The 12,331-nt window shown below is 53.7% G+C and carries 9 protein-coding genes and 1 pseudogene; 2 read left to right on the plus strand and 8 right to left on the minus strand.

The features are described 5' to 3' along the window. Positions 1-152: 152 nt before the first annotated feature. From Q0L26_RS07075 to Q0L26_RS07090, 4 genes are all read right to left on the minus strand, one after another. Positions 153-2,513, minus strand: coding sequence for a DEAD/DEAH box helicase (locus tag Q0L26_RS07075; protein ID WP_296649235.1), 2,361 nt, complete (start codon positions 2,511-2,513; stop codon positions 153-155). Positions 2,514-2,804: 291 nt separating this feature from the next. After that, positions 2,805-3,053, minus strand: a complete 249-nt coding sequence (locus tag Q0L26_RS07080) for a glutaredoxin family protein (RefSeq protein WP_296649237.1) — start codon at positions 3,051-3,053, stop codon at positions 2,805-2,807. A gap of 7 nt (positions 3,054-3,060) precedes the next feature. Next, positions 3,061-3,705: an HAD-IA family hydrolase gene (locus tag Q0L26_RS07085; RefSeq protein ID WP_296649240.1), complete on the minus strand. Its 645-nt coding sequence runs from the start codon at positions 3,703-3,705 to the stop codon at positions 3,061-3,063. Positions 3,706-3,708: 3 nt separating this feature from the next. After that, a complete protein-coding gene (locus tag Q0L26_RS07090; protein WP_296649242.1) occupies positions 3,709-4,731 on the minus strand; it encodes a hypothetical protein in 1,023 nt (340 codons plus the stop codon). A 33-nt stretch (positions 4,732-4,764) separates the two neighbouring features. Between Q0L26_RS07090 and Q0L26_RS07095 the strand changes: the two genes are divergently transcribed. Then, complete coding sequence (locus Q0L26_RS07095) at positions 4,765-5,754, plus strand: carbohydrate kinase (protein WP_296649244.1); 990 nt, start codon at positions 4,765-4,767, stop codon at positions 5,752-5,754. Here the strand turns inward: Q0L26_RS07095 and Q0L26_RS07100 are convergent. Next, complete coding sequence (locus Q0L26_RS07100) at positions 5,751-5,987, minus strand: DUF5522 domain-containing protein (RefSeq protein ID WP_296649247.1); 237 nt, start codon at positions 5,985-5,987, stop codon at positions 5,751-5,753. The genes Q0L26_RS07095 and Q0L26_RS07100 overlap by 4 nt on opposite strands. A 160-nt stretch (positions 5,988-6,147) precedes the next feature. On the opposite strand from Q0L26_RS07100, the gene Q0L26_RS07105 reads away from it, so the two are divergent. Next, positions 6,148-9,669: a TM0106 family RecB-like putative nuclease gene (locus tag Q0L26_RS07105; RefSeq protein ID WP_296649248.1), complete on the plus strand. Its 3,522-nt coding sequence runs from the start codon at positions 6,148-6,150 to the stop codon at positions 9,667-9,669. On the opposite strand, the gene Q0L26_RS07110 is transcribed toward Q0L26_RS07105, so the two are convergent. From Q0L26_RS07110 to Q0L26_RS07120, 3 genes and pseudogenes are all read right to left on the minus strand, one after another. Next, the gene (locus Q0L26_RS07110; RefSeq protein ID WP_296649251.1) at positions 9,666-11,123 is read right to left on the minus strand and encodes an aminotransferase class V-fold PLP-dependent enzyme; all 1,458 of its coding nucleotides are present in this window, start codon (positions 11,121-11,123) and stop codon (positions 9,666-9,668) included. The genes Q0L26_RS07105 and Q0L26_RS07110 overlap by 4 nt on opposite strands. Before the next feature lie 147 nt (positions 11,124-11,270). Beyond that, positions 11,271-11,972, minus strand: a complete 702-nt coding sequence (rplA, locus tag Q0L26_RS07115; RefSeq protein ID WP_296649253.1) for a 50S ribosomal protein L1 — start codon at positions 11,970-11,972, stop codon at positions 11,271-11,273. Positions 11,973-12,081: 109 nt separating this feature from the next. Then, a pseudogene (locus tag Q0L26_RS07120) lies at positions 12,082-12,331 on the minus strand (50S ribosomal protein L11); the annotation flags it as partial.

The raw sequence follows: 12,331 nt of genomic DNA on the forward strand, positions 1-12,331 counted from the left end.
GCAGAAAAATTCACGGATGAATTGAAACTTCTTCATACACCTACGTGGGTTGACACTTTCGTATCCTTCGTTATCTCGTTAAAGATAAAACCGACGGTCTTTGGCTATGGATAAGCCTACAAGACCGCCGGTTTCAGCGCAAGTGTTAGTTTTTAGCCTTCGAACTTACGACCACGTGGTCGATCACCCTTTGGCTTGTCTGACCAACGGCCTTTGCCAGAGCCACCGAAGTTGCTCTTGCGTCCGCCGCCAGAACCGCCACGACCATCACGGTCGCCACGGCCACGGCCGCCGCCACCGTTTCCGCCACGTGAGTCACCAAAGTCAAGTGCCTCAGGTGCCGGTGGTGGAGCGATTGGGCCAGCAAGCTGTTCTAGCAATTCGCTTGAAGGTCGAACATCTGAGAAGATGCCATCGCGCTCGGCGCGACGTAGCAGGTCTTCCATGCGACGACGACGGCTGCGAGGAATCAAAGTAATAACGGTTCCCTCTTTGTTCGCGCGACCAGTACGGCCTGAACGGTGAAGGTAGGTCTTGTACTCTTCTGGTGGATCAACCTGGACAACGAATGCAACATCGTCAACGTGGATTCCACGAGCAGCAACGTCAGTTGCAACTAGAACTCGAACAGCACCCTTGGTGAAACGCTCAAGGTTGCGGTTTCGTTGGTTCTGGTTCAAGTCACCGTGTAGGCGAGCAGCTGGAACACCAGCCTGGGTAAGGCTTTCGCTCAAACGCTCAGCGGTCATCTTGGTGCGAGTAAAGATAATCGACTTGCCTTCACCCTGAACGATGCGCAAAAGGACCTGTGAGCGGTCTTCTGGGTCAACGGTCATAACGCGGTGAGTGATGTTGGCGGTGTCTGACTCTTCGTTAGGAACCTCATAAACGTATGGGTCCGGAAGGAATTCTTTAACCAGTGCGTCAACCTCGCGGTCAAGAGTTGCCGAGAAAAGCAGCTTCTGGCTGTCGCCAGCAGCACGCATGATTCGACGAACGCCCTCGATGAAGCCAAGGTCACACATGTGGTCAGCCTCGTCGACAACCAAGGTCTCAACCTCAGATAGATCGATGATGCGCTGAGCCATTAGGTCTTCTAGACGACCAGGAGTGGCAACCACGATGTCAACACCACGGCTCATGGCGTTCTCTTGCTTGCGCTGAGGAACACCACCGTAGATACACGCGGTGTAGAAACCAACCGCACGGGCAATGCCGTTTACGGTGCGGTCAATCTGGTCTGCAAGCTCACGAGTCGGAGCAAGGATCAATGCGCGAGGCTTTCCGGCCTTGCGAGGTACTGAACCAGCTGCGATCAGCTTGGTAACCAAAGGAACAGTAAAGGCAATGGTCTTACCAGAGCCGGTCTTTCCGCGGCCAAGAACATCGCGGCCTGAAATAGCGGCTGGGATAGTGCTTGCCTGGATAGGGAACGGTGTTGAAGCACCCATGCCCTCAAGAGCGATCATGACCTTAGGGTGAAGACCCATTGCTTCGAAGCTGTCGGTGGTGATTGCCTCTGACTGCTCAACTGCATCTAGACGCTCAAGAACAACATCCTCGAAGAAAGCCTTCTTGTTTGGGTTGCTGTCGCGTGCACCGCGGAAGGTTGACTCGCGTGAGTCATCGCGGGCTGCACGGTCTGGGCGGTTTGGGTTGCGGTCTTCAGAGAAGTTGCGGCGTGGGCCACGGTCATCGCGAGCAGCAAAGTCACGGCGTGATTCGCCGCGGTCTTCCCATGGTCGGTTTGACATGCCTGATGCTGGGCGATCGTTGCGGTCACCAAAGTCACGACGAGGTGCACGGTCGCCAAAGTCACGACGTGGGCCGCGGTCATCGCGGTTACCGAAAGCTGGTCGGTCGCCACCACGACGGTCATCTGAACCACCGAAACGTGGGCGATCGTTGCGGTCGCCGTATGAAGGGCGAGAGTCGCGGTCACCAAAGTCACGACGAGGGGCACGGTCATCACGGTTGCCGTATGAAGGGCGTGAGTCGCGGTCACCAAAGTCACGACGAGGAGCACGATCGTCACGGTTGCCGTATGAAGGGCGCTCTGAACGAGCACCGCGGTCGTCGCGGTTGCCGTAAGACGGGCGTGAGTCGCGGTCGCCGTATGAAGGGCGTGAGTCGCGGTTGGCGCGGTCTTCTGCGTTGTAACGAGGCTTGCGTGCCGGAGCACCGGTGCCTTCGCCATTGCGAGGTGACCAGTCGCGGCCGCGGTCTTCACGACCACCGTTCATTTCGCGAGGTGAAGTGCGACCAGCTGCTGGGCGGCCACCGCGGTCATCACGGTTGCCATAAGCTGGGCGGTCACCGCGAGGTGAGTCACCATAAGTCTTTTTTGGGCCATTCTCGAAGAATGCGCCCTTTTCGCGTGGAGCTCGTGATGGGCCAGTGCCGTCTGCTGCACGGTGAGGTGCACGGCCGCCACGACCGTCTTCGCGTGGCTTGAAGTTGTCGCGACCTGCACCCTTAGGAGCGCGCGAAGATGATTTGCCAAATCCAGGCATAGTGATATTTCCTCTTTAATTGTGTTGGCCTAAGCAGGGAGTAGCTGCCGTCTGGCCGATGGGCTAGTCGAACAGCGCTAAACCCACACACGAGAAGAACATCCGCAATACGGCGGAATCTCAATTAGAGGAAAAGACTGGTACATCTCAGCGGTGGCACTTAGGTGGCCACATGATTCAAAATGATGTACTGCAAACGACTACTGTCACGAATTCGTAACGTTCTTAGGCTACCTGAAGGTTTGCCTTTTGGCTAGTGTCCAGCCAAAAACAGTTCTAAAGCTGAGTTAACTAAGCCAAATTGCGCTCAGCGAGCGCTGCTTCTAGGTCTTTGTCGCTTGGTTCCACCAAAAAGTGGCCGTCTGCAAACAAAATAACTGGGATGTTCTTGCGACCGGCAATGTTCTCAGCCTCGCTGGCTAATTCAGCGCTTTCAGAGACATCCTTGGTGTCATATTCAACAGCCAGACGGTTTAGCAGAGCCTTTGAGCGGCGGCAATCTACGCACCAGTCAGCACCGTAATAAGTTACATCAGCCATTTTTGTCCTATCGCAATCTGTTCTTGTCAGGAATTACAAGTGTTTCGCCATCAAAGGTTATTCCCCGCAGGTCTTTGACCACAATATCGGCCGGAGTCTTCAGAGCAACTTTCGAGACACCGATAACTAGCCCGATCTCAGCTTCAATGGCAGCTTCAATTCCGGCGAGCGCATCTTCGAAGACCACGCAGTCAACTGTGGCAAACCCAAGCCTTTCTGCACCAAGTAAGTAAGGGTCAGGGTGCGGTTTTCCGCGTTGCACATCGGCAGCCGTAACCAGCTGCGGCGGCACCGGCAGGCCAGCAGCTATCAGGCGGGCACGCCCGAGGTTTGGGTTAGCCGAGGTGCAAACTGTCCAGATTCCCTCAGCCAGTGAGTGCAAGAGCTCAATCGCGCCGGGCAGGGCCACGGTTTCACCAGCACTCAGCTGCTCGAGTTCATTGATTCGGTTGTTGGCCTGCTCAAATAGATCTTCGCCAACATGCCTGCGAACAATATCTTCAGCACGAGTGCCAGCGTTCTTTGGGTCATTCCAGTTCCAGCCTGGAACATACTCTTGGGCCCACTGAGCCCAGGCGGCAGCTGCCGCTTGGTGCGAGTCAACGAGCACGCCGTCATTATCAAATAGCAGCCCAGCTGCCGAAACTTTCAAGCCCTATGCCTTATTGCGCTTGGTGAGGCTTAGATAAATGCCAACAACAGCCAATAGCAACAGCACCTTGGCTGGCAATAGCTCTTCAACCAACCACACACCGTTCAATTCGCTGATGACCGGTGTTGAAACACAGTCAACATCCTTGCAATCAACTGGAACTTCACCCCAGGTGCGCAATTTCTCGATCGCTGCAAAGCCAAAGCTGAAGGCCATGATGCTCACCACAGCGCCAAAGACAATAGACAAGACAAAGTTGAGGTTTGCTGCACCCGCGGCCATCATGGTGCGAGGTTTCGGCGCCGCTGGCTTAGCTGCTCGAGCTTTTGCCGCGAACCCGGTACCGGCGATAATTCCGAAGCCAATAATCGCTTGGATGATTACCCAAACCCAGACCTGCAAGTTGGTTTGAGTCACCTGGTAGACCACTAGGCCAAAAATCATGGCGACCGCTGCCGACAGAATCGGAACCGCGTATCCAAGGCCGAGAGCCTTCTGGGCCTCTGACATTTTCGGCTTTGAGCCATCCGTGGTTTCTTCAAAACCAGTGCGGAACACAAATGCACGCAGCAAAACTGTGACCACTAAAGCTGTGGTCAAAATGATCGGAAGGTAAACATTCAAAAAGTGAACACCGAGGTCTGAGCCTTGGCCGTTGTAGCTGTTGAACGAACTCATGAAGGTGCCGATTGCAAAAATTGTTCCGATAACCAGCGAAAGAACCACGGCAAGATTGGCGAAGCGGTGAGCTGCGCGAGCCAGTTTGTTCTCTTCACCCTGCTCTTCGCGGGCACGAATGGCTAGCGTCTGCGAAAGCAACGACGCGATTGAGCCGATTGCAATGCCAGCAAACACCAGGTAAACCGAGAGTTTGAAAGGTTCGTCGGACATCACTCCGGTTTCAGAGTAATAAGGCTGCGGCAGAAATAAATCGCTGTATTGCGCCCACATCGAAAGAACCCAAGCAACCATAAGGCCAATTAGCGGAAGGGCTACGGCACGCTGTGCCAACGAAAATTTCTTCATAACTTCACCTTAGACCCCTCTAAACTTTGAAGCATGATTCTTGTTATCGGCGAAGCCCTCATCGACCTAATCGAAAACCGCTACCAGGCCGGAGCGTTCAATGCCATTGTTGGCGGCGCGAACGCGAACGTCTCGATTGCTCTCGCTCGCCGAGGCACCAAGCAGCAATTCTTGGCGCGTCTTTCAAAGGATGGCTTCGGGCAACTCATCCGTGAAAAATTGGTCACCAACGGTGTTGGCCTCGACTATGCAATTAGCGCTGATGAGCAATCAACCCTGGTTACCGTTTCAATTGACTCAAACGGTGTGCCTTCATACTCGTTCTATGTGAACGGAACCGCAGACTGGGGATGGACTCCAGCTGAACTTCCTACCGACGCCGACCTCGAAAACATGCACGCAACAGCAATTCAATTTGGTTGCTTGGGTATGGCAATGGGCCCTGGCAATTTGGTTATCGAAGACTGGGCTCGCGAGCACTACAAGCAAAAGTCTGTGACCATCAGCCACGACATCAACATGCGCCCAGCGTTGGGTTTTGAACGCAACCACGAACGCCTTCGCGTCGAGCGCATCAACGACATTTCGCACGTTATCAAAGCCTCGGATGAAGATATCGAATGGCTTTACGACCTTGAACCCGGCACCGATGTAGACAAGATTGTCTGGAAGTGGATCGGCGACAGCGCTCGCCACGTTTTCATTACTCGCGGTGGCGATGGAGTTTCGGTTTACCGACTGGCAGCAGACGGCTCTAAGACTCGCTTTGATGTGCCATCACGAAAGATCAACGTGGTCGACACCGTTGGCGCCGGCGACACCTTCTGTGCAAATCTAATGGGCCAGCTCTCAGATGTTGATGCCCTTGGTTCAGATGCTTTCGATCGCTTGCAGAACTTGAGCGACGAGGTGCTTCGAGAATTCGTTTACACCGCGGGAATCGCAGCTTCGATTACCTGTGAACGCGCCGGAGCCGAGCCGCCAACCAAGGCAGACCTCGAAGCCGTATTGGCTTCTCTCTAGCGCTTGAATGGGCAGTGGCGGCAGGCCATTGCGCAGCATTTGCCTTCTTCGGCGAGCGCTTTTGCCGTGAAGACAAAGTAGCCGGTTGCCGGATCGGTGTATCCGGGTTTATCAAGTGCCATGGCTAGTTCGTGACGCATCAGAATCTCACTGCGATTTGGGTCGTCAAACGCCAAACGCTCCTCGTGCGGCTGGGTTAGCTCGCGCGGCAAGACTCGTTCTCTTTTTGGCATAGATGTAGAGAGTATTTGCTCATTTGCATCACCTCGGGCAGGTCGCGCGGTGTGTTCCACATATTTTGTGTCGAGTGAATAAATGTCAGACCCTGGTGAGAAAATTCAGGAACAAAGAAAACAGCTGAGAGATCAGCTAGAACAACATCGGGGAACTCAAATGTATAAATTGAACGACGGTCAGTGGGCGTTTAACACCCGCGATCTTATGCGAGCCTCAAGCTGCGATCACTGCACCAGACTCGCCATCGCGCGAGAGCTTCATCTCGAAGGCGTGGCCGAATTATTGGCAGAATACCCAGCTGAAAAGAGCCTAGCCATGGCCTATGGCGACAAGTTTGAAGCCGAGATCGAAGCCGAACTCTTGGCAAGTTTGGGTGAAGACAACTTCAAGCGGCCAATCGGCGAAGACGGCTTTGGCGAGACTGTTGACCTGATGAAGGCTGGCACCCCCGTGATCTACCAGGGGCACCTTCGTCGCAGCACGGGGGTTTCTGAATTCCGCGGCCGACCTGACTTCTTGGTTCGAGCCGATTACGACCTAGATTTTGTCGATGGCGTTTTGGTAGCCTCCCCTAGCGTCGAACGCCATGGCAACACGGGCTATATCGCCTGGGATGCAAAACTCGCTAGCTCGGCGAAACCGCATTACCTGTTGCAAGTGGCTCTCTACGTTGATGCCCTCGAATCACTCGGGCTGAAAGCCGATGCCAAACACGGCCTGATTCTTGGCAGTCGCCGAATTGAGCTTTTCGAAGAGGGCCAGATTGTGCCTGCAATGAAACAGGCTCGCAGTTATCTCGAGGCTGCCCTAGCTCAAGCCGCCAAATCTGCAGCGGGCTTTGAGCTTGCAAATCTTTCGCTGCACTGCGAGACCGTGAAGAACTGTGATGTCTGCGAATACCCAGGTCTCTGCGATCAAAACCGCAAAGATGTTGACCATCTGGTTCAGGTGGCAAATATCAATAAGAGCCAGATCGAGAAACTTCGCAAAAGTGGAATCTCGACCATGTCTGATCTTGCTAACGCCAGTGACTCACAGCGCCCGACAGATTTTGTGCCGAACAGTTTCGATAAGTTGCGCAAGCAGGCCAAGCTGCAATCTGGTTTTCGCCAAACCGGAAAGCACGATTTTGTGGTCATTGATGACCCAGAAATCGGAGTATTGCCGCCAGCCTCCAACAACGATGTCTTCTTTGACATGGAGGGTTTCCCTTACTACGAAGAAAAGGGCGGGCTTGAATACCTTTTCGGTGCAGTCGACCGCGACAAAAAGTTTTATTCCTGGTGGGCCCACTCGCGCGAGCAAGAGGCAGAGGCTTTTATCGGTTTCGTCACTTGGGCACATGCCCGAATGGTTGCCGACCCGGGCGCCAGAATTTATCACTATGCGGCCTACGAAGTAACCGCTCTAACCAAGCTGGCTAATCGTCACGGCGTGATGGAGGCCGAAGTTGATTGGCTAATCACCGAGGGCAAGCTCATTGACCTGTTCAAGGTGGTTCGCGGCTCAATCATGATCAGTCAGCCAAGCTACTCGATCAAAAAGTTAGAGGCCTTCTATGACTTTGCTCGAAAGAGCACCGTGGTCGACGCCGGCTCAAGCATCGATGAGTACGACCGATACAGAAAAACCCTAGCTGTTGACGCCGCTGAGGCTGAGCGCCTGCTCAAAACCATCGCCGACTACAACGATGACGATTGCGTTTCTACCCTCGAGCTGTATCAATGGCTGGCATCAATGCCGGGTGCACACTCAAAATTTGCTTCGCACCAGGCGGTGTTGGCAGCAAAAAAAGCTGATCGCGCCAGCGAAAACGAAGATGGCGAGAGCCAATTCAGCAAAGCTGAGCGCGAACTAGCCGAACTCCAACGTGCTACCGCACACATGGCCAAGGCCCTCGACGAAGTAATCGAAGGCAACGACCCAGAATACGAATATCGCCGCACCGTCTGGCAAGCTCTGGTTCACTCGGTGCTCTATTACAAGCGTGAAGAAGTCATCTTTTGGCGCGAACGTCGTTTGCGCTGCGAAGCCACACTCGAGGCATTGCATGAAGACAGAAACGCATTGGTGGTTGAAGGTTGCACAACCAATGCACTTGATCTACCCAGCTTCGACCCAAAGCAAAAAGTTACCGTCGAATATGAATACATCTTGGATGAAGGGCAGACCTGCCTACTGAAACCCGAGAGCAAAATATTTGTGCGCTTTTGCACTGGCGCCAACCAGAATGAGACCGATTTGGGCCAGGTTACGACCGTCGAAGGCAACCGAGTTTTTTTCACCAGAACCACGACGATTGAAAACGCGAGAATCTCACCAGACGCCATCTTCAAAGCAGACCTCATCGGTGCTGGCGGCAAAAATGATGCTGTGCGTGATCATGCCCTCGAATTGGCCGCGGCTTGGGTGTCGCCCCTCAATGAGGCACCAGCTGGCTTTGCAGCGCTCGATTTGCTAATGCGCAGGCCTCCAAACCTACTCGGCGGCATACCACTTTCGCCAGCCACAGCATCGGAATACCTGCCAGCAGTAATTGATGCGATTGATCGATTAAATCACTCGGTGCTTGCCATTCAAGGTCCGCCAGGTTCGGGCAAAACCTATATTGGGTCGCATGCAATTGCGCACTTGGTTGCAAAAGGCAAAAGCGTTGCCGTTGTTGCCAACTCACATTCGGCAGTCGACAACCTGTTGATGGGGTGCCTCGATGCCGGTGTTGACGTTTCACGAATTGCAAAGCAAGCGAATAAGAAGAATGACAAACCCGAAAACATTTGGAAGCGCCCGAGCGCCTACCCGGCACTAGCTAATTGGCGTGCAAAGACTGGCGCAGGCCATGTCATTGGTGGCACTTCTTGGGCATTCTGCAATAGCCAGTTACTGCAGCAAAAGTTTGACTACATTTTCGTTGACGAGGCAGCGCAGTTTGCGTTGGTAGATGCAATAGCGGTTGCCCCCGCTGCCAAGAACATGGTTCTGCTTGGCGACCCGCAGCAACTTACTCAAGTGGTTCAGGCTATCCATCCGGGTGGTGTCGACAACTCAGCACTCGGTCACTACATGGGTGAACACGAAATTTTGCCACCAGAGGTTGGCTACTTTGTTGAAGTGACCCGTCGCATGCACCCAAAGATCAACGCGCCAGTTTCATGGCTGGCTTATCAAAACAAACTGCACGCCCACGAATCGGCGAATCACCGACAAATTTCTGGGCTTGCTCAGGGGCTCTATTTGATTCACGTAAGTCACATCGGCAACAGCACCCAATCTCCTGAAGAAGTAGAGATAGTGGTCAACAAGGCACTTGAGCTGGTTCCGATTGTTGGCGCCGATGAAGTGCTGGTTGTTGCGCCTTATAACGCTCAGGTTGATGCAATTCGCTCAGCGCTTGATGAAGCAGGACTTAAAAAAGTCGAAGTCGGCACCGTAGATAAATTTCAAGGTCGCGAGGCGATGGCAGTGATTGTTTCACTCGCGGCCTCGAGTGCCGAAGATGCACCACGGGGGCTGGAGTTTTTGCTTAACAAAAACCGGCTAAACGTGGCGATCTCGCGTGCTAAGACCAATTGCTATTTGGTTTACAGCCCGGCGTTGGTTCGAACAAACTTCAAAAACATCGAAGACGTCAAGTGCGTTAGTCGCCTGGTTGGGTTACTCGACTTCGCGAAGGCTTAACTTCTTGGAAGCACCTTCAGCGTCTTCAAAGTTGGGTCTGCGACAAAGGCGATTCGAACGCCCATGTCTCGTGCCTGGAACAATGCTCCAAGAGCCGCTTCGGTAATCAGTTCGCCGGGCGACAGCACCGGAACACCCGGTGGGTAAGGGCAAATCATTTCAGCCGAAACTCGACCGACAGCATCAGCAGAATCCACAACTTCATAGCTCGAGAAGAAAGCCTCGCGAGGGGTGACTACAACTTCAGGCTCAATCGAGAACGCCGGCAAGATTTCAATCGGGCGCACTGGGCCACGGTGTCGATTGACTGACTCAATGATTCGATTGATCAAGTCGTTGATTCGGTCAGGGGTGTCTGCAAAGGTAATCATCGGAATGATGATGTCTCGGTTTGCCATCTCGACATCGATGTTCGCAGCCAAAAGGTCTGCTTCAACCAGGGTTCCGTCAGAACCACAACCACTGAGCATAATTACAAGTTTCAGAGGGTCGATGTATTCGCCGTCGATTACGTCGATGCCAGCTGCAACGAGAGTTGCGCGGCCGCGCTCGGTGGCCTCGATAACTGGGCCGATCAGCTCTTCGCCATGACGCTCTAGCAATGCGCGAGCAGCATCAATTGAGGCAAGGATGCGCCCAGACATAGAGGTGGTCTGTGTCGAATCAAACATCTTGTTGAAGCGAGCCAAATCGACGTAGTCGCCCTTGACCAAAACAAATGATGCTTGCGAATAAGAAGGCAAGGTTTTGTGAGCTGAGGTTACGACGATGTCGGCGCCCTCAGCCATCGGGTGATTCGGCAGTTCAGGGTGAAAGCCGTAGTGCGCTGCCCAAGCCGCGTCGACAACCAAAGGAATTCCAGCATCGTGACAAACTTTGGCAAGGCGAGGAATGTTTGACATGGTGCCAACGTATGAAGGCTCACCAATGAGCACGGCTTTGGCATCTGGGTTGGCCGCGATAGTTTCGGCCAATCGTGTTGATGGCAAATACTCAGGCAGCCCGGTAGCTGGGTTAATTTCTGGGCGAATCCAGACCGGGGTAACACCTGCGTAAACCAAGCCAACCAAAACTGACTTGTGCAGAGTTCGAGAAACAATCACTTTGTCGCCAGGGCCAGCCACAGCCATTACCGCTGCGTGGTTTGAGCCGCTAGAACCATTGACGCCAAAGCGGCAGAGGTCTGCATCCCAGAGTTTGGCGGCAAGCGCCTCGGCTTCAAGAATTAGTGATGGTGAAATGCGGTGGGGGTGATTGCCCGGTAGCACTGGAATATCGCCGTCTACGATGGCACCGGTAAGATCGGTGCGGCCCTTGTGGCCTGGAATCTGGAATGGTGACCGGTCGGTCTCCATGTCGCGAATCCACGCGTCTAGTAGGGGTGCGCTTGAGCGCAAACCCATAGGGTCTTTCGTGTCAAGTAGTGTGGCTGCGCCAAATGCGTGCTGAGGCAATATCCCGCCCTTCGGTTTCGAGGCTTTGCAATGAACAAAGCAAAGCCTAATAACAAAAAGTGAACTTTATTACTGGTTATTCCAAGCGATGAAGAAGGGACCGAGCCCTAAGGCCCGATCCCCTCATCGGAAAATCTTTTTTGGAGCTTAGAACTCAACCTTGGTTACGTTGGTGTCTAGCAAGATGCCAGGACCAAAGGTGGTTGAAACGGCTGCCTTGATTAGGTAGCGACCCTTTGAAGAAGATGGCTTCAAACGAAGAACTTCGTCAAGTGCTGCTGCAAGGTTCTCGCCTAGCTGCTCCTTGGTGAACGATGCCTTACCAATGATGAAGTGAAGGTTAGCCTGCTTGTCAACGCGGAAGTCAATCTTTCCGCCCTTGATGTCAGTAACAGCCTTGGCTACGTCTGGGGTAACGGTACCGGTCTTAGGGTTTGGCATAAGGTTACGTGGACCAAGAACCTTACCAAGGCGACCCACCTTACCCATTAGCTCTGGGGTTGATACTGCTGAGTCGAAGTCAACCCAACCAGCTGCAACCTTCTCGATTAGCTCGTCGCCACCAACAACGTCAGCGCCTGCTGCAACTGCAGCGTCAGCTGCGGCACCAGTTGCAAAAACGATAACGCGGGCGGTCTTACCAGTTCCGTGTGGAAGCGAAACGGTTCCACGGATCATCTGGTCTGCCTTGCGAGGGTCAACGCCTAGCTTCAATGCAACCTCGATGGTTGAATCGAACTTCTTAGAGCCGGTCTCCTTGATTAGGGTGACTGCCTCGGCAGGGGTGTAGAACTTGCCCTCTTCGATGAGAGCTGCTGCGGCCTGGTAGGCCTTTGAGCGCTTTGCCATTCTGTTGTTCCTTTTCTTTGGTCACAGTTGTGGTCGACGCATCGCGCGCGATGCTCCCACGACTTCTTTTTTTGCTCGGATGAGCGGTGCCCTGGTGGGCGGGTGTTACTTAAGCCTCGGTGGTGATTCCCATTGAGCGGGCGGTACCAGCGATGATCTTTGCAGCTGCGTCAACATCGTTGGCGTTTAGGTCAGCCATCTTCTGCTCAGCAATCTTGTAAAGAGCGTCCTTTGACAAGGTTGCAACCTTCACGGTGTGAGGAGTTGCTGAACCCTTTGCTACGCCAGCTGCCTTCTTGATTAGCTCAGCTGCTGGTGGAGTCTTTAGAACGAAGGTGAATGAACGGTCTTCGTAAACG

Origin of the sequence: Rhodoluna sp. (assembly GCF_024641065.1) — a bacterium.
Classification (GTDB): Bacteria; Actinomycetota; Actinomycetes; order Actinomycetales; family Microbacteriaceae; genus Rhodoluna.